At 69.3% G+C, this 22374-nt stretch carries 22 protein-coding genes; 8 read left to right on the top strand and 14 right to left on the bottom strand.

Going from position 1 to position 22374, the window contains the following annotated elements; genetic code table 11:
• Positions 1-12: 12 nt before the first annotated feature.
• The 5 genes from J4573_RS51900 to J4573_RS51880 form a co-directional block, all read right to left on the bottom strand.
• On the bottom strand, positions 13-855 hold the full coding sequence (locus tag J4573_RS51900; RefSeq protein ID WP_208263882.1) for an ABC transporter permease: 843 nt from the start codon (positions 853-855) through the stop codon (positions 13-15).
• A complete protein-coding gene (locus J4573_RS51895) occupies positions 852-1715 on the bottom strand; it encodes an ABC transporter permease (RefSeq protein WP_208263881.1) in 864 nt (287 codons plus the stop codon). The genes J4573_RS51900 and J4573_RS51895 overlap by 4 nt, the downstream gene beginning before the upstream one ends.
• Positions 1716-1724: 9 nt before the next feature.
• Positions 1725-3026, bottom strand: a complete 1302-nt coding sequence (locus J4573_RS51890) for an ABC transporter substrate-binding protein (protein WP_243774986.1) — start codon at positions 3024-3026, stop codon at positions 1725-1727.
• Complete coding sequence (locus J4573_RS51885) at positions 3023-4210, bottom strand: ABC transporter ATP-binding protein (protein ID WP_208263880.1); 1188 nt, start codon at positions 4208-4210, stop codon at positions 3023-3025. Before J4573_RS51885 ends, J4573_RS51890 begins: the two co-directional genes overlap by 4 nt.
• Before the next feature lie 195 nt (positions 4211-4405).
• Positions 4406-5848 carry a gamma-aminobutyraldehyde dehydrogenase gene (locus tag J4573_RS51880; RefSeq protein WP_208263879.1) on the bottom strand — a complete coding sequence of 481 codons (1443 nt, stop codon included), beginning with the start codon at positions 5846-5848 and terminating at the stop codon, positions 4406-4408.
• A 194-nt stretch (positions 5849-6042) separates the two neighbouring features.
• On the opposite strand from J4573_RS51880, the gene J4573_RS51875 reads away from it, so the two are divergent.
• Both J4573_RS51875 and J4573_RS51870 read left to right on the top strand, forming a co-directional pair.
• Complete coding sequence (locus J4573_RS51875; RefSeq protein WP_208263878.1) at positions 6043-6528, top strand: Lrp/AsnC family transcriptional regulator; 486 nt, start codon at positions 6043-6045, stop codon at positions 6526-6528.
• A gap of 128 nt (positions 6529-6656) precedes the next feature.
• Positions 6657-6935 carry a type II toxin -antitoxin system TacA 1-like antitoxin gene (locus J4573_RS51870; RefSeq protein ID WP_208263877.1) on the top strand — a complete coding sequence of 93 codons (279 nt, stop codon included), beginning with the start codon at positions 6657-6659 and terminating at the stop codon, positions 6933-6935.
• Between the two features lie 257 nt (positions 6936-7192).
• Here the strand turns inward: J4573_RS51870 and J4573_RS51865 are convergent, their stop codons facing one another.
• On the bottom strand, positions 7193-7621 hold the full coding sequence (locus tag J4573_RS51865; RefSeq protein ID WP_208263876.1) for an HIT family protein: 429 nt from the start codon (positions 7619-7621) through the stop codon (positions 7193-7195).
• Between the two features lie 50 nt (positions 7622-7671).
• Here J4573_RS51865 and J4573_RS51860 point away from each other — a divergent pair, with 50 nt between their 5' ends.
• Both J4573_RS51860 and J4573_RS51855 read left to right on the top strand, forming a co-directional pair.
• A complete protein-coding gene (locus tag J4573_RS51860; RefSeq protein WP_208263875.1) occupies positions 7672-8376 on the top strand; it encodes an ATP-binding cassette domain-containing protein in 705 nt (234 codons plus the stop codon).
• Positions 8373-9053, top strand: a complete 681-nt coding sequence (locus tag J4573_RS51855; RefSeq protein ID WP_208263874.1) for a hypothetical protein — start codon at positions 8373-8375, stop codon at positions 9051-9053. The genes J4573_RS51860 and J4573_RS51855 overlap by 4 nt, the downstream gene beginning before the upstream one ends.
• 584 nt (positions 9054-9637) lie before the next feature.
• Here the strand turns inward: J4573_RS51855 and J4573_RS51850 are convergent.
• Both J4573_RS51850 and J4573_RS51845 read right to left on the bottom strand, forming a co-directional pair.
• Entirely contained in the window at positions 9638-10417 is a 780-nt protein-coding gene (locus J4573_RS51850) for a DUF1963 domain-containing protein (RefSeq protein WP_208263873.1), read from the bottom strand.
• Between the two features lie 154 nt (positions 10418-10571).
• Positions 10572-11102 carry a DivIVA domain-containing protein gene (locus J4573_RS51845; protein ID WP_307797553.1) on the bottom strand — a complete coding sequence of 177 codons (531 nt, stop codon included), beginning with the start codon at positions 11100-11102 and terminating at the stop codon, positions 10572-10574.
• A gap of 143 nt (positions 11103-11245) precedes the next feature.
• Here J4573_RS51845 and J4573_RS51840 point away from each other — a divergent pair, with 143 nt between their 5' ends.
• Both J4573_RS51840 and J4573_RS51835 read left to right on the top strand, forming a co-directional pair.
• A complete protein-coding gene (locus J4573_RS51840) occupies positions 11246-11788 on the top strand; it encodes a sigma-70 family RNA polymerase sigma factor (RefSeq protein ID WP_208263871.1) in 543 nt (180 codons plus the stop codon).
• Positions 11785-12684 (top strand): maleylpyruvate isomerase family mycothiol-dependent enzyme, encoded by a 900-nt coding sequence (locus J4573_RS51835; RefSeq protein WP_208263870.1) that lies wholly within the window; start codon positions 11785-11787, stop codon positions 12682-12684. The genes J4573_RS51840 and J4573_RS51835 overlap by 4 nt, the downstream gene beginning before the upstream one ends.
• A 704-nt stretch (positions 12685-13388) precedes the next feature.
• Here J4573_RS51835 and rlmN read toward each other — a convergent pair.
• Positions 13389-14588: a dual-specificity RNA methyltransferase RlmN gene (rlmN, locus tag J4573_RS51830; protein WP_243774984.1), complete on the bottom strand. Its 1200-nt coding sequence runs from the start codon at positions 14586-14588 to the stop codon at positions 13389-13391.
• Between the two features lie 135 nt (positions 14589-14723).
• Between rlmN and J4573_RS51825 the strand changes: the two genes are divergently transcribed.
• A complete protein-coding gene (locus tag J4573_RS51825) occupies positions 14724-15845 on the top strand; it encodes a suppressor of fused domain protein (RefSeq protein ID WP_208263869.1) in 1122 nt (373 codons plus the stop codon).
• Between the two features lie 89 nt (positions 15846-15934).
• Here J4573_RS51825 and J4573_RS51820 read toward each other — a convergent pair whose 3' ends face one another.
• The 5 genes from J4573_RS51820 to rpsB all read right to left on the bottom strand — a co-directional run bounded on the left by J4573_RS51820 (position 15935) and on the right by rpsB (position 21290).
• Positions 15935-17197, bottom strand: coding sequence for a phosphatidate cytidylyltransferase (locus J4573_RS51820; RefSeq protein ID WP_208263868.1), 1263 nt, complete (start codon positions 17195-17197; stop codon positions 15935-15937).
• On the bottom strand, positions 17197-17754 hold the full coding sequence (frr, locus tag J4573_RS51815) for a ribosome recycling factor (protein WP_208263917.1): 558 nt from the start codon (positions 17752-17754) through the stop codon (positions 17197-17199). Before frr ends, J4573_RS51820 begins: the two co-directional genes overlap by 1 nt.
• Positions 17755-17822: 68 nt before the next feature.
• Entirely contained in the window at positions 17823-18566 is a 744-nt protein-coding gene (gene pyrH, locus J4573_RS51810; protein WP_208263916.1) for a UMP kinase, read from the bottom strand.
• A gap of 234 nt (positions 18567-18800) precedes the next feature.
• Entirely contained in the window at positions 18801-19637 is an 837-nt protein-coding gene (tsf, locus tag J4573_RS51805) for a translation elongation factor Ts (protein ID WP_208263867.1), read from the bottom strand.
• Between the two features lie 618 nt (positions 19638-20255).
• Complete coding sequence (rpsB, locus tag J4573_RS51800; protein WP_208263866.1) at positions 20256-21290, bottom strand: 30S ribosomal protein S2; 1035 nt, start codon at positions 21288-21290, stop codon at positions 20256-20258.
• Positions 21291-21672: 382 nt separating this feature from the next.
• Here rpsB and J4573_RS55040 point away from each other — a divergent pair, with 382 nt between their 5' ends.
• Entirely contained in the window at positions 21673-22308 is a 636-nt protein-coding gene (locus J4573_RS55040; protein WP_307797552.1) for a M23 family metallopeptidase, read from the top strand.
• Positions 22309-22374 lie beyond the last annotated feature (66 nt).

The raw sequence follows: 22374 nt of genomic DNA, 5'->3' as shown, positions 1-22374 counted from the left end.
CGCGGTCGAAGGTTAGGTGCGGCGGGAACGGCGGCGCGCGGCGACGATGTTGACGGCCGCCAGGAGGACGCCGACGGCGAAGATCAGGGTGCCCATGACGTTGACCTGGGGCGGGGTGCCGGTGCGGGTGGAGGCCCAGACCCAGAGCGGGAACGTCGTGGTGGCGCCGCTGGTGAAGTTGGTGATGACGAAGTCGTCCACCGACAGGGCGAACGCCAGCAGCGCGCCGGACAGGACGCCCGGCATGATCATCGGCAGGGTGACCAGGCGGAAGGTGTCCCAGGGGCCGGCGCCGAGGTCGCGGGCCGCCTCCTCGATGGAGGCGTCCAGGCCGACGGCGCGCGCCCGGACGGTGATGGCGACGAACGACACCGAGAACATCACGTGCGCGGCGAGGATCGTGAGGTAGCCGCGCGGGGTCTCGGTCGCGACGAACATCGACAGCAGCGAGGCGCCCATGACCAGCTCGGGGCAGGAGATCGCCGCGAACATGACCAGGTTCGCCACGCCCTGCCCGCGGAAGCGGTACCGGCCGATGGCCAGGCCCAGCAGCGTGCCGAGAACGGTCGCGATCACGGTCGTGAGCAGCGCGATCGTGATCGAGTTGACCAGCGCGTCGGTGAGGTCCTTCTTGTCGAACAAGTGGCGGTACCACTTGAGCGTGAAGCCCTCCCACTGGAAGTTCTGCTTGCTGTGCGTGTCGTTGAACCCGAAGAGGATCATCACGGCGATCGGCAGCAGCAGCCACGCGACGAGAACGACGGTGTAGACCTGCAGGCCCTTGCCGCGGAGCGGGAAGCGGCGGCGCCGGCGGCGCGCGGGGGTCGGCCGGTTCGGGGCGAGTGTGGTGGTCATCGGCCTGCCGCCTCCAGAACGTCCTCGGTCCCGAGCGCCCGTGCGTAGACGAAGATCCCGACCAGCAGCAGCGCCATCAGGGTGAACGACAGCGCCGAGGCCGACGCGTAGTTGCTGTTGGTGAAGTACTCGGCCTGGATCACGTTGCCGATCATCGTGTTGTCCGGCCCGCCGAGCACCGAGGCGTTCACGTAGTCGGAGGTCACCGGGACGAACGTCATGATGACCCCGGCGAACACGCCCGGCAGCGACAGCGGGAAGACCACCCGCCGGAACACCTCGAACCGCCCCGCGTACAGGTCGTAGGCGGCCTCGATCACCCGGTAGTCGATCCGTTCCAGCGCCACGTAGATCGGCAGCACCATGAACGGCAGGAAGTTGTAGGTGAGCCCGGAGATCACCGCGAAGCCGCTGTCCAGCACGTGGTAGTCGTTCGGCAGCAGGCCCCAGCTCTTCAGCGGCGACAGCACCGGCCCGTTGTCGGTCAGCACCAGCTTCCACGCGACCGTCCGCAGCACGAACGAAACGAAGAACGGCAGCAGCAGCATGAACAGCCAGGTCGACTTGTGCCGCCCGCCCTTGAACGCGATCCAGTACGCGGCCGGATAGGCGAGCGCGATGCACGCGACCGTGGCGATCAGCCCGTACCAGAGCGACCGGACCAGCTTGTCGCCGTACACGTCCAGGCCGTCGGTGTAGTTCTGCCAGTGCCAGGTCTGCTTCCAGCCGTCGATCAGGTTGCCGGTCATCAGCGACACCGACGCCATGTAGATCATCGGTATCGCGAAGAAGACCACGAGCCACAGCCCGGCGGGGAGCATCAGCAGGTAGGGGGTCAGCCGCCCCTTGAGACGTCGCATCCCGGTCCCTCAGCTTCCCTGCGCGATGGGGAGGAAGATCTTCTGGTACTGCGTCTCCTCCTGCTGGGTCAGGACCCGGTAGGTGCGCAGCTTGGCGAGGTCGGCCTCGGAGGGGAACACCAGGGGGCTGGTGGAGAGCCGTTCGAGATCGGCCTTGTCATCACCGGTGGCCGTGTTGGCGTCAGCCTGGACGTACTTCTGCGCCGACGGGACGGGCGGGATGTAGTTGATGAACTCGGTCAGCGTGGCGTTCTGGCGTGGATCGTAGAGCCAGTCCATCAGCGTGAGGGCGTCGACCGGGTTGCTCGCCGTTTTGGGAATCATCATGAGGTCGGTCCACAACGTCCCGCCCTCCTTGGGCACCACGAATTTCACATCGTCGCTGGCGAGCGAGTACACGTCCCCGGACCAGGCCATCGTCAGCCAGGTGTCGCCCTTGGTGACGGCGTCGATGTAGTTCTGCTCGTAGTACTTGCGTACGATCCCGGCCTCGCGCTGCTCGCGGAGCTTGTGCGCGGCGGCCTCCCAGTCCTTGGGGGTGGACTTCTGCGGATCGACCCCGATCGCGAACATCCCGAAGTTACCGAGCTCCTGGGAGTCGCCCATCATCCCGACCTTGCCCTTGTACTTGGGGTCGAAGAGCTGGGCGATGCTGGTGATCGGCTCCTTCACGTACTTGGTGTTGTACGCGATGCCGGTTACCCCGGACTCGTAGGGGATGGTGAACGCGTTGCCCGGGTCGTAGGACTGGTTCTTGAAATGCGCACCGGCGTACTTCTCGAACCTCTGCAGCCGGGAGTGGTCAAGCGGGGCAAGGTAACCGAGCTCGATGCACTTGGTCGCCTGGATGCCCGTAGTGACGACCATCAGGTCAAAGCCGATGGACTGGTTGGCAGCGAGAGGTGCCTGAATCTTGCCGAACCACTCGGAGGCCTCCTGGATGACCTCCTTGTAGGTCACCTGGATGCCGGTGGCCTTGGTGAACGCCTTGATAGTGGCCCGGTCGTCCTGCATATAGCCCGGCCAGTTGGCCCAGTTGACGTGGCCCTTGCTCTCCTTGCCCTTCCAGTACGCGTTGATGGTGGCCTGGGTGACGTTCCCGCGTCCGCCCTGCCCGGGAATGGAACAGGCTGCGAGCGCAAGGCCGGCGGCGGACGCGCCGAAGAGGCGCAACGCGTCGCGGCGCGAGGTCATCGGCCCGCCGAGGGTCGCCGCTGCGGCGCCGCGGCGGGTGGTCATGCCCCTGATGAACGCGGGGTCGCTGCGGAGATCGGGCGCGTGGTGGCCGCCCGGGGGGTTGGGGCTGGTCATGGCGCGCCCACGGTGGTGGTGGCGTCGGAGGTGCCGATCGCGTACGAGTGGCGCGGCTCCCAGGACAGCCAGACGACGTCGCCGCGCACGGCGATGTCGTCGGCGTTGGTGGCGTTCTGCAGGAAGACCGTCACGTCGTCGCCGGAGGCGGTCGTGACGTGGTAGTTCGTGGACGTGCCGAGATAGACGACCTCCGAGACCGTGGCGCGCACGCGCGAGCCGTTCTCGTCGCCGGGCCGGTCGGTGCCGATCTCGATCTTCTCCGGCCGTACGGTCAGCTCCAGCCGGTCGCCCGTCGAGGCGCTCGCGCCGGTGCCGAGCGGCACCATGATCCGCTCGTCCTCGCCGTAGGAGATGATCGCGTGCTCGCCGGTGACCTCGCCGACCTCACCGGTCAGCAGGTTGGACGTGCCGATGAACCCGGCGACGAACTTGGTCGCGGGCCGTTCGTAGATGTCGCGGGGCGCGCCGAGCTGCTCGATGCTGCCGTCGTTCATGACCGCGATCCGGTCCGACATCGTCAGCGCCTCGCCCTGGTCGTGCGTGACGTACACGAACGTGATGCCGACCTCGCGCTGGATGCGCTTCAGCTCCACCTGCATCTGCTGGCGCAGCTTCAGGTCCAGCGCGCCGAGCGGCTCGTCCAGCAGCAGCGCGCGCGGCCGGTTGACCAGCGCGCGGGCCAGCGCGACCCGCTGCTGCTGGCCGCCCGACATCTCCCGCGGCCGCCGCTTCTCGCGGCCGGTGAGGTCGACGATCTCCAGGATCTCGCCGACGCGCTTCTTGACCTCGTCCTTGGGCGTGCCCTTGCGGCGGAGGCCGAACGCGACGTTCTCGAACACGCTCATGTGCGGGAACAGCGCGTACGACTGGAACACCATGTTGACGTCGCGCTTGTTGGCCGGGACGTCGCTGACGTCCTTGCCGTGCAGGAAGACCGAGCCCTCGGTGAGCTCCTCGAAGCCCGCGATCATCCGCATCGTCGTGGTCTTGCCGCAGCCGGACGGGCCGAGCAGGGAGAAGAACTCCCCCTGCCCGATCGTCACGTCGATGCCCCTGACCGCCATCACGGTCTCTCCATGCGCGTGGTACTCCTTGACCACGCCAGAGAGCTCGATGGCGGGAAGCGCGGAGTCCGGCCCGTCCGGGTCGTCGCGCACGGGGACGTTCCTGGTCTCCGTCATGGCGTGGTTCCTTTGTCGCGGGGTTCCTCTTACGCGGGGGGCGGGACTCTATAGGCGATAGGCGATGTGGTCGTTCAGGTGCTGATGCGGTCGTTCAGGGCGCCGTTGTGGTCGCTCAGGTGCTGATGTGGTCGTTCAGGTGCTGATGTGGTCGCTCAGGCGCCGTTGTGGTCGCTCAGGCGCCGTTGTGGTCGCTCAGGTGCCGATGTAGTGCATGACGTGCTTGATGCGGGTGTAGTCCTCGATTCCGTACAGCGACATGTCCTTGCCGTAACCGGAGTGCTTGAAGCCGCCGTGCGGCATCTCCGACACGAAGGGGATGTGTGTGTTGACCCAGACGGCACCGAAGTCCAGCGCCTTGGTCATGCGCATGGCGCGGCCGTGGTCGCGGGTCCAGACGCTGGCGGCCAGGCCGTACTTCACGCCGTTGGCCCACTCGATCGCCTGCTCCTCCGCCGAGAAGCGCTGAACGGTGATGACCGGGCCGAAGATCTCGTTCTGGACCATCTCGTCGTCCTGGCGGAGGCCGCCGACGACGGTCGGGGCGAAGAAGTAGCCGCGGTCGCCGACCCGTTCGCCGCCCGCCAGCACCTCGGCGTGGTCCGGCGTGCGGTCCAGGAACCCCTGAACGCGGGAGAGCTGGTTCTCGTTGTTGACCGGGCCGAAGTCGGCGTCGTCCTGGGTCGGCGGGCCGACCTTGGTGCCGCGCGCCGCCTCGGCGAGGGCCGCGGTGAAGTCGTCCGCAAGCCGTTCGGCGACCAGGACGCGGGTGGCGGCGGTGCAGTCCTGACCGGCGTTGAAGTATCCGGCGCCCGCGATGCCCTCGGCGGCGGACGCGATGTCGGCGTCGTCGAACACGACCACCGGGGCCTTGCCGCCCAGTTCAAGGTGTACGCGCTTCAGATCGTCGGCGGCGGCCCGCGCGACCTCCATCCCGGCCCGTACGCTGCCGGTGATCGACACCATCTGCGGCGCCGGGTGCCTGACCAGCTCGCGGCCGGTGTCGCGGTCGCCGCAGATCACATTGAAGACGCCCGGCGGCAGGAACTCGGCCGCGATCTCGGCGAGCAGCAGCGTGCTGGCGGGCGTGGTCTCGGAAGGCTTCAGGACGACGGTGTTGCCGGCCGTGAGGGCGGGGCCGAACTTCCAGACCGCCATCATCATCGGGTAGTTCCAGGGCGTGACCTGGGCGCACACCCCGATCGGCTCGCGGCGGATCGTGGAGGTGTGGTCCTCCATGTACTCGCCCGACGCCTTGCCCTCCAGGACACGTCCGGCTCCCGCGAAGAAGCGGATGTTGTCCACCATCGGCGGGATCTCTTCGTCGGCGGTCAGCTGGAGCGGCTTGCCGGTGTCGCGGCTCTCGGCCTCGACCAGGTCCTGCGCCCGTGCCTCCACCGCGTCCGCGAAGCGCAGGAGCGCGAGGCTGCGGTCCTTCGGCGTGGCGTCCCGCCAGGCCGGGAACGCCTCGGCGGCGGCGCGGAAGGCTGCGTCGACGTCACCGGCCCCGGACACCGGCGCCTCCCCGTACACCTCACCGGTGCTGGGGTCGACCACCTCCATGGTCCGGCCGTCCTTGGCGTCCACGTACTCGCCGCCGATAAAGTTGCGCAGCCTGGTCCTGCCGTCGCTGGTCACCTTCGCCCCTCCACAGCCGGATGTGTCCTGACATCGTGGGATCGGTGCCCCACATCCCCCATAACCTGCTTTAGGCCCGACCTTGACAGAGGTCGAGCGTCAATACAAGTGATTCCGTTGTTACGATCGGATTTCACGACGGATTCCCTTGGTTCTATGCCTAGGCGGACACGATGCCGCATGAGGAGGCCACCATGACCGAGCGCCCCCCGGCGCGGTCGTCCGCTCGCCCGCCCGTGCAGCTGGACGAGACCTCCAAGCAGATCATCGAGCAGCTCCAGCAGGACGGCCGGCGCTCGTACGCCGCGATCGGCAAGGCGGTCGGGCTCTCGGAGGCCGCCGTCCGACAACGGGTCCAGAAGCTGCTGGACACCGGCGTGATGCAGATCGTCGGCGTCACCGACCCGCTCAGCCTGGGCTTCTCCCGGCAGATGATGATCGGCGTCCGGTGCGAGGGCGACCTGGAGAAGGTCGCCGACGAGCTCGCCGCGGTCGAGGAGATCGACTACGTCGTCATCACCGCCGGCTCGTTCGACATCCTGCTGGAGCTGGTCTGCGAGAGCGACGAGCAGCTCCTGGAGCTCCTCGGCCGCATCCGGACGGTCCCCGGCGTCGTCGCCACCGAGAGCTTCGTCTACCTCAAGCTCCGCAAGCAGACCTATTCGTGGGGAACCCGCTGATCCTGCGCGCTTTTCCCGCCGTTGAGGGCGACCGATAACCGGCGGCCTTCATATTCTCCTTCTTATTGGGGATGCCCCAGCAGCGTCCGCGGGCGTACTTTTGGATGCTGTAAGGAAGGAGACCGGCCATGTCTGAGTCGGTTCGCCCGGACCTTCCCGCCTCCCGGCACACAGATCACATCGAGTTCGATCTTTCCGATGAGCAAGGCCTTGTGATCCGTAAGGCGGCCGATCTACTCGGCTGGACGGTCCCGCAGTACGTGATGTCCGCGGTCCTCGACCGTGCGGAACGCGATCTGTACGAGCACGCCGCGGCCGCCGGCGTCGTGCGCACAAGCCCGGGCCCCGGCGGTTCCGACGAGAACGCCGCCGAACCCCTGCTGGCCCTCGTTCACGCCCTCGGCTGATGGCACCCGCTCACGCCGTCACCGCTGGCACCGCTCACACCCCCGGCCAACGACTCCTGCTCAAGCCCCAAGCCGACGCCACCCGCGCCGCTGAACGCACACGTTCAACTGCTTAGCTGGTCACACGCGTTCAACCGCAGCGCATCCAGCCGACCACCCACGCTCAACTGACGGCACACGCTTGGCTGACCACACACGCCCAACTAGCCGCACACACGCTCAACTAACTGCACACACGCTCAACTGACGGCGCACGCTCACGCGTGAGGCTGAATTCCGTCCCGGAGGCGCGCGGCATAGTCCGCCGCCTCCTCGTCGGACTCGTACTTGCCGCGGGGCCAGAAGAACCCGCGCAGGCCGTCCTTGCGATTGCGCGGCACCACGTGCACATGCAGGTGCGGAACGCTCTGGCTGATCCGGTTGTTCATGGCGACGAACGACCCGGCCGCCCCCAGTACCTCTTCCATCGCTCCGGCAAGGCGCTGCGCGTGCGCGAAGAAGGGTCCGACCAACTCGGCGGGCACATCGGTCAACGTCTCGTAATGCTCACGCGGAACGAGAAGCGTGTGCCCCTTGAACAAGGGCCGAGTGTCCAGGAACGCCACCGCGTCCTCCGCCTCCATGACGAAGAACGCCGGCCGTTCCCCCTTGATGATCTCGCAGAACACACAGGCCATGCGCGGCATTGTGCCACCTAACATGGCCCTTACACCGGGCTCGCTACCGTGCGTAGCCTATGCAGCTGACCGAAGTTGCCTTCCGCTACCACCGGAAGTCCCCGTGGGTGCTCCGCGACGTCTCGTTCACCCTCCCCGAAGGCGTCACCGAGGTGACCGGCCGCAACGGCGCAGGTAAATCCACCCTGCTCCGCCTCCTGGCCGGCCTCCGCACCCCCACCCGGGGCACCGTCACCGGCCGCCCCACGCGAGTCGGCTACGCCCCCGAACGCTTCCCGGTGGACCAGCCGTTCACCGTCCTGGCCTACCTGAAGCACATGGCGGCGATCCGGGGCATCTCCGAGTCCTCCATCACCACCTGGGCCGACCGCCTCCGCTTCGACCACCTCCTGAACGTGAAGCTGCCCGACCTCTCCAAGGGAAGCGCCCAAAAGGTAGGGCTAGCCCAAGCCCTGATGGCCGACCCCGCCCTCCTCATCCTGGACGAACCGTTCGCGGGCCTGGACGCCCAGACCCGCGACGAACTGCCGGCCCTCATCACCGACCTGGCCGACGCGGGCACCACCGTCGTGGTGAGCGACCACCAGCGCGTCATCGAGGCCGTCCCCGGCATCACCCGCGTCCGCATAGAAGAAGCCACCCTCACCCAGGCGACCGCCCCATCCGACAAGGCGCTACTGGAAGTGGTCGTTGACCAGGAGGACCTGGAAGCCGTAGAGGCCAAGCTCCGCGCCGAGGGCTACGAGGTCAGGAGGCCGCAGTGATCGCACTGGCCCGCTTCCAGGTCTCCGGCTACGTCCGCTCGCTCCGCGCGCTGCAGCCGCTGATCGTCGCGTTCCTCTTCATCACGATGATCCTGCTGCAGAAGCCCGCCGGCGCGAAGCTGGCCGCCGGAACCCTGGTCGACGTGGCCGCCTTCATGTTCCCCCTGTGGGCCTGGGCCGCACGCGCTCTCCTCGACACCCAGCCGGACGAGCAGCGTTCCCTCTCCGCCACGGCCGCCGGCGCCCGGACGACCCCCGCGTTCGCCGGCCTGATCGCCGCCTACACGGTGAACGTGGCCCTGGGCGCGATCGTCCTGGCCGTGCCGACCCTCTACGCCGCCTCCACGGGTGTCACCGGCCAGGCCATCCTCTCCGGCCTGGCGCTGAACGCCCTGGTAGCGGCCGCCGCCACGATGCTCGGTGCTTGGACCAGCCGCGCCATCATCCCCGACCCCGGCATCTCCCTCCTCTCCCTCCTGGGCGGCGCCGCCGCGATCCTCCTCCTCAGCCTCGGCCCCCTGGCCTGGCTCACCATCCCCATGGTCGAGTGGCTCAAGGCAGGCCACGACGGCCCCGCAGCCCTAGTGAACGCTCTCCCAGCCCTGGCAGCCCACATAGCCATCTGGACCGCCCTGGTAGCCACCGCCTACATCCTCCACCGCCGCACCCGCCCCTAACCCCACGCGCGGCCTGAAGGACAGCCACAGCAGGCACGCCCACCCCAGCACACCGCACGCCCGTGCCCCGGCACAGCACAGACCGCGCCCCCAGCCACCCGTCCCTAATGCACTGCGCGGCCACCGAAGCCTGAAGCACCCCACGTGCCTCCACTGCCACACCCGCGCGTCACCACGTGCACGCCACCCTTGGGTCCATCGCCCGCACGCGTGCAGCCGAATACCCACCCCCTGCCGAGCCGCCCGACGCCCGGCATACAGAGTCCAGCACCCCCCACCCCGCACCCGGCACGCAACGTCCGGCATCCGGCGCGCAGGGTCAGCGCCCGGAGCGCGGCGCCCGACATGCAGCGCCCCGACCTGGGGCGCCTGACGTGCGGTACCCGGCATCCCGCACCCGGTGCTCGGCGCCCGGCGGGCAACGTCCGGCGGGCGGCACGCAACATCCGGCATCCGGCATCCGGCACGCAGGATCAGCGCCCGGAGCGCGGCGCCCGACATGCAGCGCCCCGACCTGGGGCGCACGACGTGCGGTACCCGGCATCCCGCGCCCGGCGGGCGGCGGGCGGTGCGTGGGTGGTGGGTCAGGCTTGGAGGGTCAGCCAGGCGTTCTCCAGAGGTTCGTTGGTGCAGGCGGAGAAGTAGATGCGGCCGGGGGCGCCCCAGTCCCAGCCGAGGCGGGGGTCGGAGTCGAGCTGGAGGAGGAGGCTGCGCTCCTGGTCGGCGGCAGCCTGTTTGGGGATCATCGAGCTCAGGTCACCCTGGTCGAGAGGGGTCTGGACCAGGGCGGGCCAGCCGCCGAGCTGGTGGACGGGGGCGTCGTCGGGCCAGACGTGCTGGAGCCAGGCGGCGTGGAGTTGCTCGTACACCTGCCGTACGCCGCTGTAGCGCTCGTCGAGCTGGTGCACGGCGGGCTCTTGGGGAGCGGGCAGGGAAAGGAACGGGGCCACGCCCAGGGAGAGCTGGGGGAAGGTCTGGCCCTGTGCCTCGGTGGCCACCAGATCGCCGGTGAACAGGCGCCAGCCGTCGCGCTGGGCGGCGTCGTCTCCCCACGGGCGCGGGGCCGAGGCTGCGTAGTAGAAGGCGGCGCGGCCCTCTTGGGGTAGGCCGGGAACGGCCAGGACCTCGGCCAGCTCGCCGAAGTCGAACGAGGCGAGGAAGTCGAGCGGGCGGTCCTGCCAGGTCGGCCACGGTTCGCCGGGCGGGAGCAGCGGGTCGCCGCCCAGATGCACGGTCGCGTCGCCGCCGACACCGAGCCGGAGGGCGGGGCGGGCCAGCGGCAGGAGCGCGCCGGTGACCTCGGGCGCGAAGAAGACCCCGAACAGGGAGCGCAGCCGCTGGCGCTGCGCGACGAAGTGATCCATGTCACGTAGCGTTCCGTGTCCGGAGGCCGTGCGCCAGTACCTTCAGAGATCTGTGGATAACCGGCCGGTCTTCTTGCGGCCAGCGGCCGTTCATCAGCGCTCAGCGGCGCTCAGGCACTCAGCGGCACTCGAGCGCTCAGCGGCGTTCAGGCGTTCAGCGGCGCTCGAGCGCGGAGGCCAGCTGAGTGAGGAACGCGTCGACCTCGCGTTCGTCATAGCCAGGGCCGATACGGGTCGTACGGAACACGCATTCGCGCACGTCACGAGCGGTCACCGGCGGAACCGTGCCGCGCAGGCCCAACACCACGCGGTCAAGGAACGCGTCCACGTCGCGTACGTCATAGCCGGTGCGCAGTCCCGCTCCCGCGAACTTCGCGTTCTGGATCCAGTTGATGAGCCAGCCCGGGTGAACGCGAGGGCGGCCGGGTCGGCGGCCGATCGGTCCCACCGTTTGCAGCTCGCGGATGCATTCCTGGAGGAGTTCGTCCACGGTGCGCGGTTCGTAGCCGCGAAGCACGATGTCGAAGCGGGTCGCGCGTACCTCGTCGGCGGTCAGCGTTCCGCTGCCCGCCAGCCGGGTCCTGATCCGGCCGAGCAACTCGTCCACCTGACCGCGATCGTAACCGCGCAACGCGACCGGCAGGCGGCGTTGCTTCGCCGGTTCCAGCAGCTCTTCGTGCGGCACGGGATCAGGTTGACGCGTGGCGGCGGAACGGCGCAACTGGTTCCCGCCGTTCTGTAGAGATCGGCATGTTCTCCCCAATTTGCCCCGATGATGACATGCTCGGTTCTGCGGCCAGCGATGGACCTACGGGAGCGTGGTGCCAGGTGGACGACCGGCTGCTGCACCAGCGCGTGGTGAGCGGTGACGAGGCGGCCTTGGCCGAGCTGTACGACCTGCTGTCGCCCCTCGTTTTCGGTCTGTGCGTAAGGGTCACCCGCGACCGCGCCATAGCCGAGGACATCACGCAAGAGGTCTTCCTGACGTACTGGGAGCGCCCGCTCGGCTTCGATCCCGGCAGGGGTACGTTGCGGGCCTGGCTGGCCACGATCGCGCATCGCCGTTCGGTGGACCACGTACGCGCGGAGGAACGTCGCAAGGCGTCGCTGCTGGGTCCCCGCCTTTTTGAACGGGCCCCTGAACCGCCAGAGGAAGGCATCCTCGCCGCTGATGAGGCCCTGCGGGTGAAGCAAGCCCTGCAAAGTCTCCCTCCCGGCCAGCGAGAGGCACTCGAACTTGCCTATTACGGTGGAAGTACCTATCGACAGGTAGCCGAACGGCTGGGCCTCCCAGAGGGAACCGTGAAGACGCGGATCCGGCAAGGGTTGCGGCACCTCGCCGAAATGCTGGCCGAGGAGGGCGTGCGATGAATCCCCTGGACCGGATCTACCTGGACGCCCTGGAGGCCGACGGACGACGCCACGAAGTACCCCCGCGCACCCGTCTCCTCTCCTCAGCCCGTACGCGCCGTCGCCCCGCACCTTCCACGACGCCCTGGGCCGCCCCTTACGCGAGCAGGGTCGCCGCCATGGACGCCGTACTGATGTCCCTGTCGGACGAAGAGTGGGCCGTGGAGGTCATAGAAGGCTGGACGCTCCAGCAACTGGTAGCGCACCTCAGCGCAAAGGACGGCCTAGTTGCCGATGACATCGGTGCGCCCGTACTGGGCCCGCCCATCGGCTCACGCGATCCCCTCGACCGTACGGCCGAAGTCCAGGCCGCCGAGAGCACCCGCATGCCGGAGCAGACCCGCGAGTCCTGGCGTGCCCAAGCCGACGCGCTCTGCCTGCACCTCATCAACGTCGAACCCACCACGCGCACATCCCCGGACGGCCTCCCCATCCCCGTCTCCGACGCCATGCTCGCCCGCGCCCTGGAAACGTGGATCCACGGCGACGATGCCGCCCGTGCGTCCGGCTACGAAATGCCCGCCCCCGTAGCCGCCCACGTTCATCCCATGGCCGACCTCTGCGCCCGCCTGCTCCCCTGGGCACTCCTGGCGGCAGGCGGCGACGCCACCGGAACCGTACGCGTGACCATGACCGGCCCAGGCGGCGGCACCTGGCTCATCCCGCTGGACATCGCCCACCCCGTCCGCGAGGACGCCCCCGGCAACGCCGACGCCCACATCACGACCGACGTGGTGGACCTCTGCTTCCTCCTAGGCGGCCGCACCAACCCGGAGACCCTCCCCGCCGAAATCAGCGGCGACCAGGCCCTAGCCCGCGTCCTCCTTACAGCCGCCCCCTCCCTCTCCGGCCCCTGACCGCCGCGACCGAGGAGCAGCGGCAGTCCCTCGAGGACGTCTCATGGGCGTACGCCGCGAGGAGCCCATGCCACCCCGCGAAGAAGCTGTCACTCTCCCGCTCGCCGTTCCGCTGCAAGAGCCCTGCGTAGCGCGACTAGCCATCTGCGAAGTGGGCTGATCCTTTGCGGCGCATGCGCGCGTGACCACAGGCGTGCGTGAGCGCGAGCGCGGGGAACACGGGCAGGCATGAGCAGGCACGGGCGTGCGCGAGCGCGGGCACGGGCGAACGCAGGCGTGAGCGAACGCAGGCGTGAGCGGGCGCGGGCGTGAGCGGGCGCGGGCGTGAGCGGGCGCGGGCGCGGGCGTGAGCGGGCGCGGGCAGGCGTGAGCGGGCGCGGGCAGGCGTGAGCGCGAGCATGGGCGGGCACGGACGTGCGTGAGCGCGAGCGCATGCGAACCCGGGCGTGGGTGAACGCGGGCAGGCGCGGGCAAATGCGGGCACGGGCGAACGCGGGCACGGCGAACGCGGGCACGGGCGAACGCGGGCACGGGCGAACGCGGGCACGGGCGAACGCGGGCACGGGCGAACGCGGGCACGGGCGAACGCGGGCACGGGCGAACGCGGGCGCGGGCCACCGGCACGGGCCACGGGCTAGCGGAAGCATGGGCGTGGGCGGGCTAGCGCGGGCGGGCGGCGGCTTAGGCGGTGGGTGTTGTTGGGGTCAGTCCTTGGTGGTGGCGGCTAGCTGGCCGCAGGCGCCGTCGATCTCGCGGCCTCGGGTGTCGCGGACGGTGACGGCGACGCCGTGAGACTCCAGGCGGCGGACGAACTCACGTTCATCCTCCGGGCGAGACGCGGTCCACTTGGAGCCGGGCGTGGGGTTCAGCGGGATCAGGTTGACGTGCACCAGGTGGCCGCGCAGGAGCTTGCCGAGCAGGTCGGCACGCCATGCCTGGTCGTTGATGTCCTTGATCAACGCGTACTCGATCGAGACCCGGCGGCCCGACTTGTCGGCGTACGCCCAGGCTGCGTCCAGGACCTCGCTGACCTTCCACCGGTTGTTGATCGGCACGAGCTCGTCGCGCAGCTCGTCGTCCGGGGCGTGCAGCGACAGGGCGAGGCGTACGGACATGTCCTCGGCCGCCAGCTTCTCGATGGCGGGCACGAGGCCGACGGTCGAGACCGTGACCGAACGCTGCGAGATGCCGAGGCCTGCGGGGGCCGGGTCGGTGATGCGGCGAACCGCACCGATCACCGCCTTGTAGTTGGCCAGCGGCTCACCCATGCCCATGAACACGATGTTGGACACGCGCCCGGGGCCGCCCGCGATCTTGCCCCGCGACATGGCGCGGGCACCGGCGGCGACCTGCTCCACGATCTCGGCGGTGGACAGGTTGCGGGTGAGGCCCGCCTGGCCGGTGGCGCAGAACGGACAGTTCATGCCGCAGCCGGCCTGCGACGAGACGCACATCGTCGCGCGGTCCGGGTAACGCATCAGGACCGACTCGAACAGGACGCCGTCGAAGGCCTTCCAGACGGTCTTGAGCGTCTTGCCGCCATCACAGGTGAGCTCGCGTACAGACGTGAGCAGATCAGGCAGCAGCTCGGACGTCAGGCGCTCGCGCAGCGCGGCAGGCAGGTCCGTCATCTCGGCCGGGTCGTCGGCCAGTCGAGTGAAGTAATGCCGCGAGAGCTGGTCGGCCCGGAACGGCTTCTCCCCCAGCTCAGCAACGGCAGCACGCCGTTCGGCGGTGGTCAGGTCCGCAAGATGACGCGGCGGCTTAGCCCTCCGCGGCGCCGCAAAAACCAGCTTCGCTGGCGTCTTGGCCTCGGTGGCGTCGGTGCGCCCGGTGGCGTCGGTGGGCTTAGCAGGCTCGGGTTCGGCCTGTGCTCCGGCAGCGGGCTCAGTGGTTGCAGACATGGTCCTTCCAGTGTCGCAAACCCTGGGGCATGCCTTGTCCGTAAACCCCGGTCCGCGCGGGACGCGCCGGAGACGCGCCGGGATTACCTCACGGATACCTGCACATGACCTTGGGCTGGCAATAGGCTTCCGATCATGTCGGTACTGCGCAGGGGGTCCGGTTCGGCACACCGGTCCAAGATCGTCCTGGACGAGGTCAGCCCGTACGGCAGCAGGCGGCTCGTGGTCGAGACCGACGGCGCGGCCAGCGTGGCTTACGTTCAGGACGCCCGGGACGTCGTGATCGGCGCGGCGTGGCTGGCGAACCACCAGGCGGCGCCCGAGGCGTTCGACAAGGCGCGCCTGGACGCCGGGCAGGCGCCGGTGCTGCCCGCCGAGCACGTACGGCATCGGGACGGGCGGGGGCCACTGGAATCGCTCGAGGCCGTGTGGTTCGAGGAAGGCGACGGCGTGGCGCTGCTCGAGGCCGGTGATCTCCTCTGCGTGATACCTGGCTGGTCCGATATGGAACGGGGCGTCCCCGGATACAGCCGGGACGCCGCCGCGCAGACTCCTTTCGCGTTTCCGCTGGCGGACGAGATCGAGGAGTTCGAGCCGCGGATCGATCACGCGCGCCGGCACTGGGAACTGTGCGACGCCGAGGGATCGTGGGCCGATTATCAGCAGTCCGTGCTCGGTCACCTCCTCCATCGCCTTGGTCCCGGCGGTAACTACTGGCATGACGTCGGCCGTCAGCTGCACAACGGCAAGGGCCCGGGCTCGCCGATGGTGGGCGTGTCCGAGCGACCCGCGCGCGGCGACCGCGAGTACACCGTCCTGAGCACGGTGGGCATGAGCAGGCAGCGCATGCCGACGATCGAGCTGTACGAGGACGACGTCGCCCCGTTCGCCCGGATCGAGCTCGCCGTCGCCACCACGATGCCCAGCCAGCGCGCGGGCAGCATCTTCCCCTGGCTGGCGCAGTACCCCTGGCGTTCGGTGACCTGGTTCGCGCCCGACGACGTGGTCAAGTGGTACCACGAGCCCCGGACATTCCCGCTCGGCAACGGCGAGGGCCTGCTGCTCCTGGGCGACCCGAGCCGCCTGAACGGGCCGGAGGCACCTGATCTGACCGGTTTCACCGCGGGCGGCGACCCCGTTCGTTGGCTGTGGCTCGTCCCGATCACCCGCGAGGACCACCAGTACGCCAAGGCGGAGGGCGCAGAGGCCTTGATCACCCGCCTGTCAGGCCAAGGCAAGTCCTGGGTCGTCTCCTAGACCAACGACCCCGGCCCCTGGCCTGGCCCCTGGCCTGGCCCCTGGCCTGGCCCGGCCCCTGGCCTGGCCTGGGCCGGGCCGGGTGCGGTTTAGCCGGCGGGGACGAAGATCTCTAGAAGGACCCAGACCACGGGGGCGGTGGCGATCAGGGAGTCGAGGCGGTCCATGACGCCGCCGTGACCGGGCAGGAGGTTGCCCATGTCCTTGAGGCCCAGGTCGCGCTTGATCATCGAGACGATGAGGTCACCGGCGATGGCGACCACGGCCGCTGCGGCGCCGATGATCGCGCCCTGCCAGACCTGGCCGTCGTTCAGCAGCCACCACACCAGCCAGCCGCCGATCAGCATGCAGGTGATGATGGAGCCCGCCGCGCCTTCCCAGGTCTTCTTGGGGCTGATGCGCGGAACGAGCTTGTGGCGGCCCAGGAACGTACCGGCGAAGTAACCGCCGATGTCACTGGCGACCGTGGTGGCGATGAAGATCACGATGCGGTCGTCGCCATCGTGCGGGGCCATCAGGAGGGCGACGATGCCGCCCATGAGGACCACGTAGCCGGTGATGAAGACACCGGCGGTGACGTCGCGTACATAACCGTCGGTCGGGCCGTCGGCCATCCGCCACACGAGCACGGTCAGAACGGTCAGCGCGGTGATCGCGAGGAGCGGCTCGGCGCCCCACCAGTACGCGCCGACGGCGGCGGCCAGCAGGCCCGCGGCCAGTGGGAGCAGCGGTACCTGGATCTCGCGGGCCTTGAACGCGTCGGTCATCTCGCGCAGGCCGAGGATCAGGAAGACGGCCATGACGGCCAGGAAGATGACCTTCACCGTGTAGAGGGACAGCAGCACCATCCCGCCCAGCACGACCCCAACGCCGATGGCGGCGGGCAGGTTGCGGCCGGTCCGGCTCTTCTTGGCAGGCTCGGCGGGCGGCGCCCCGGACTCGGTTGCTGCCGGGCCGGTCGTTCCAGGCGCGGGCGGTTCGTCCGCAGGGTCAGCTGGACCGCTGGCCGCCTCGGCCGGAACGGCTCGTTCAGTAGGTGCATCGCCTGAATCGGCGGGCGACTCGTTGGCGGGGGCGACCGCGCCGTTAGAGGAGCCGGGCGGAATGGCAGCATCGCCAGACGTACCGCCAGAAGCGGCGGAAGCGACGGGCTCGGCAGAAGCGGCGGGCTCGCTGGAACTACCTGCGGGCGCGCCAGGGGTTGCGGGCGTGCCGGTAGTACGTTCGGCCAGGCCGTTGGCGGGCTCGGCCTGCTCAGCGGGGCCGTCCGCCGCCGGTTCGGCCGGCGGCGGGCCGCCGGCCTCCGGGTCACCCGGGGAGCGCGCTGGCTCCCCGGCCTCGTCCAGTTCCATCAAACCTCGAGGAGTTCGGCCTTCTTGTGCTCGAGGAGCTCGTCGATCTGCGCCACGTAGCGGTGCGTGGTGTCGTCGAGTTCCTTCTCGGCACGGTGGACGTCGTCCTCGCCGGCCTCGCCGTCCTTGGCCAGCTTGTCGAGCGTGTCCTTGGCGCGGCGGCGGATGTTGCGGATCGAGATCCGGCTGTCCTCGGCCTTGCCGCTGGCGACCTTGATGAACTCCCGGCGGCGCTCCTCGGAGAGGTCGGGGAAGACCACCCGGATGACATTGCCGTCGTTGGTGGGGTTCACGCCGAGATCGCTGTCGCGGATCGCCTTCTCGACCGCGGCCATCGACGACTTGTCGAAGACCTGGACGATGACCATCCGCGGCTCGGGCAGCGTGAACGACGCCAGCTGGTTGATCGGCGTCGGCGTGCCGTAGTACTCCGCGGTGATCTTGTTGAACATCGCGGGCGTGACCCGTCCGGTGCGGATGGCCTGGAAGTCCTCCTTGGCGACCGCGACCGCCTTCTCCATCTTCTCCTCGGCCTCGAGGAGGGTCTCGTCGATCACTTCGACTCCCATGTCTTCTGGTCGGCCTGTCCTGTCACCTGAACGCCGGTGCCTGCGGTCGGCGCTCGTCAGCCCTCGGCCGGGCTGACCAGCGTGCCGATCTTCTCACCCCGGACGGCCCGGACGATGTTGCCTTGGCCCATCAGGTCGAAGACCACGATGGGCAACGCGTTGTCCATGCAGAGACTGATGGCCGTGGCGTCCATGACCTTCAGACCCCGCTGTAGAACTTCACCGTAATCCAACCGGTCGAACTTGACCGCGTCAGGATTCTTTCGCGGATCCGCGTCGTAGACCCCGTCGACCTGAGTTCCCTTGAGAACGGCCTGCGCACCGATCTCCAGCGCGCGCTGGGCGGCGGTGGTGTCGGTGGAGAAGAACGGCTGGCCGAGGCCCGCACCGAAGATCACCACGCGGCCCTTCTCGAGGTGCCGCATGGCGCGCCGGGGGATGTACGGCTCGGCGACCTGGCTCATCGTGATCGCGGTCTGTACGCGGGTGTCGAGCCCGAGCTTCTCCAGGAAGTCCTGGAGCGCCAGGCAGTTGATCACGGTGCCGATCATGCCCATGTAGTCGCCGCGGCCGCGGTCCATGCCGCGTTCGGCCAGGGCGGCGCCGCGGAACATGTTGCCGCCGCCGCAGACCACCGCGACCTGCACGCCGTCGCGTACGGCCTCGGCGATGGCCTCCGCGACGTGCTGCACGACCTCGGGGTCGATGCCGAGCGGGTCACCGCCGGCGAACGCCTCGCCGGAAAGCTTCAGCAGAACGCGCTTCCAGCCCGCCCGGTGGGGATGCTGCTCCCCCGGGATGTGCGCCGACGTGGACGCCGGAGTGGCCTGCTGCGATTGCTGCTGGGACTGCGATTGCTGCTGGGATTGCGATTGCTGCTGGGATTGCGATTGCGCGGACTGCTCTTGCGATTGCGCGGATCGCCCTTGCGCAGACGACGAGGCCGCCGTCGTGTTGGTGGTTGATTCCTGCACGTCGGCGGCCTCCTCGGTTTGCCTCTTCTAAGTCTGGGGTCCTCTGTCTCCAGAGTGCCCTCAGACCTGCCCGACCTTGAAGCGGGCGAAGCGCTTGACGTTGACGCCGGCCTCCTGGAGGACCTTGGCGATCGTCTTCTTGCTGTCCTTGACGAACGCCTGCTCGACCAGAACGAAGTCCCGGAAGTAGGCGTTGACGCGACCCTCGACGATCTTGGGGATAGCCTGCTCGGGCTTGCCCTCGTCGCGAGTCAGCTGCTCGGCGAGCGCGCGCTCCTTCTCGACCGCCTCGGCCGGGATCTCCTCACGGGTGAGGTACTTGGGAGCCATCGCCGCGACCTGCTGCGCGATGTCCTTGGCGACCTCGGCGTTCTCGGTGTCGAGCTCGACCAGCACGCCGGTGGTCGGCGGCAGGGCCGGGTCGGACTTGTGGAGGTAGCTGGCCACGTACACGCCCTTGAAGTGCGCGAAACGGCCGATCTCCAGCTTCTCGCCGATCTTGGCGCCGTTCTCCTCGACGAGGGCCTGAACGGTCTTGCCAGGCTCGATCTCGGCGGCCTTGAGGGCCTCCGCGTCGGCCGCGCCGCTCTTGGCGGCGAACTCGACGATCCGGTTCGCCAGCTCGATGAACTCGGAGTTCTTGGCGACGAAGTCGGTCTCGCACTTGAGCTCGAGGAGGGCGCCGTCGCCGGAGCCGTCGAAGAACTCGGCCACCAGGCCGTTGGCCGCGGTGCGCTCGGCCCGCTTGCCGACGTCCTTGGCGCCCTTGAGGCGCAGGATCTCGGTGGCCTTCTCGAAGTCGCCGTCCGCCTCGGTGAGAGCGTTCTTTACAGCCATCATGCCGGAGCCGGTCAGCTCGCGGAGCCGCTTGACGTCAGCGGCGGTGAAGTTCGCCATCGTTCTCTTCGTCTCTGTCGTGATGGTCGTGATGGAAGTCTGCGGATGGAGGGCGATCCCCCTGAAGCCCGGCCGTTCGGCCTGCCGGCCGACCGACCGTTCCGAACCTTGAGTACGGACCGGATCAGCCGGAACCGGCCGCCCGATCCGGCCTGGACCAGGTCCTGCAGGCCCAGCCGAACTAGCCAGACCCGTCCCGGACCATCCAGACCCAGCCCGGGAGCTGGACCTGAGCCCGGAAGCCCAGTGCCCGGAAGCCCAGTACCCGGCGTGCTCAGGCCTCGCGACCCAAGCTCGCTCCGGCGTTCCAAGCCTCCCGGCCTTTCGGCCAGGCGGCCCGGGTCCCGTTGAGCCCGGCCCCGGAAGGCCAGACCCACCAGCCAGACCCACCAGCCCAGGCCCGGCGAGCCGAAACCCATTGAGCCTCAGCCAGGTGGGCCGAAACCCGTCAGGCCAGAGCCCGGCGGCCCGTACGAGCCGGAGCCCGTGGACCAGAGCCCGTGGAGCCCGATGGAACCGGGGCCCGGAGGACCGGGGCCTGGAGCAGTCGGTCATGTAGACCGTACCGTCCCGGCCCCTATCCCTGCCGTACCCCGGTTCCCCAGGGGATCACGTCGTTCAGGCCTGCGGGGCGTCGCCGTCGGCCGGAGCCTCGGGGGCGGCCTCAGCGGGGGCCTCGGGAGCCGGAGCGTCGGCGGCGGCCTCAGCGGGGGCCTCGGCAGCGGGGGCCTCGGGAGCGGCCTCGCCGTCCTTGGCCTCGGCGGCGGCAGCGGCGTCGGCCGCGTCCTCACCGGTCGCGACGGCCTCGGCGGCCGGGGTCTCGGCGTCGGCGACCTTGGCGGTCTCGGCGCCGGACTCCTGCTCCTTGTTCTCCAGCAGCTCGCGCTCCCACTCGGCCAGCGGCTCGGCGGCGGTGGCGCCACCCTCGGCGGGCTTCTCGTCCCCGCCCGAACCCGAGCCGGCGCGCGCGATCAGACCGTCGGCGACGGCGTCGGCGACCACGCGGGTCAGCAGGCTGACGCTGCGGATCGCGTCGTCGTTACCCGGGATCGGGTAGTCGACCTCGTCGGGGTCGCAGTTGGTGTCCAGGATCGCCACGACCGGGATGCCCAGCTTGCGGGCCTCGTTGACGGCGATGTGCTCCTTCTTGGTGTCCACGATCCACACGGCGCTGGGAACCTTCGCCATGTCGCGGATACCGCCGAGGGTGCGCTCGAGCTTGTCCTTCTCGCGGCGGAGACCCAGGAGCTCCTTCTTGGTCATGCCGGAGCCCGCGACGTCGTCGTAGTTGATCTCCTCCAGCTCCTTGAGCCGGGTGAGCCGCTTGTGGACGGTGGAGAAGTTCGTGAGCATGCCGCCCAGCCAGCGCTGGTTGACGTACGGCATGCCGACCCGCGTGGCCTGCTCGGAGATGGCCTCCTGGCCCTGCTTCTTGGTCCCGACGAACAGGATCGTGCCGCCGTGCGCGACCGTGGCCTTGACGAACTCGAAGGCCCGGTCGATGTAGGACAGCGACTGCTGCAGGTCGATGATGTAGATGCCGTTGCGGTCGGTGAGGATGAACCGCTTCATCTTCGGGTTCCACCGGCGGGTCTGGTGGCCGAAGTGGACGCCGCTTTCCAGCAGCTGCCGCATGGTGACGACGGGTGCCATTGCCCGTGTTCTCCTGTCCGGCCCGATGTACGGGCCACGTTCTCGGTTATGTGCCAGCGCCCGGACACCGACCCCGCCGTCGAAGACGGACCGAGAGGCCATGTCCCACCAGAATCAGGTGGCCTGCGAGCGCGTGAATTCGGTCGCTTGGGTTAGCACCCACGCGACCGTGCCTAGATTCTATGGGATGACCGGCGTGCACGTGGAATCAACCGCTGCCGCGCACCCCACATCGCCAAGGTTTTCCACAATCCGCCCAGGCCCTGGATCGTGACCCACCACGCCCGGCACGCTCCCCAGTATGACCCTCGTCACACTGATCCTCACCGCCATGATCGCCGTCCCACAGCCGTGGCATTGGCCGTTAAGCCCCGTTCCCCGGGTGATCCGGGGCTTCTCGCCGCCCGCCGTCCCCTGGGGCCCAGGCCACCGCGGCGTCGATCTGGCGGCCCGACCCGGCCAACCCGTCTACTCCGCAGGCGCCGGGCGCGTCTCGTACGCGGGAACCCTCGCCGGCCGAGGTGTGGTGGCCGTCACCCACGGCCCGTTCCGTACGACCTATCTCCCGGTCCACCCAACCGTCCATAGGGGCGCCCAAGTCAAAGCCGGCACCCGCATAGGCGTCCTGGAGCCCTCCCAGCACTGCCCCACCGAGCCCTGCCTCCACTGGGGCCTCCTAGAGGGCCACATCTACCGCGACCCGCTCTCCCTGGTCCGCCCCCACGTCCGCCTGCTCCCCCTATGGCCCCCGTACAACCACCCACCCTCACCCTCAACGCCCCAAACTCCCTCACCGCCGCCGTCTCCGCCCCAGCGCCAGCCCGACTCCCCCATGGCCCTACGCAGCGCCACCACGGCCACAGGCGGCGCCATGGCCGGAATGCTGCTGGCCTTCACGCTCACCCTCCTGGCCCGTACGGCCCGCACCCGCACGCGATCCCGCCGCCTACCGCCCGGCGTGATCGACCTGGCCAAGGAACGCCGCCACCGCCGTCCCCTCCCCGACCGCCCCATCTGACCCCCGCGTGGCTAGAGGGCCCCCCGCCCCCCCCACCACCCCCCCCCCCCCCCCCAACCGCCCCCC

It is taken from the genome of Actinomadura barringtoniae (assembly GCF_017573505.1).
Lineage (GTDB): Bacteria > Actinomycetota > Actinomycetes > Streptosporangiales > Streptosporangiaceae > Spirillospora > Spirillospora barringtoniae.
The sequence above is the reverse complement of the archived record's forward strand: the minus strand, read 5'-3'. Positions and strand labels throughout refer to the sequence as shown.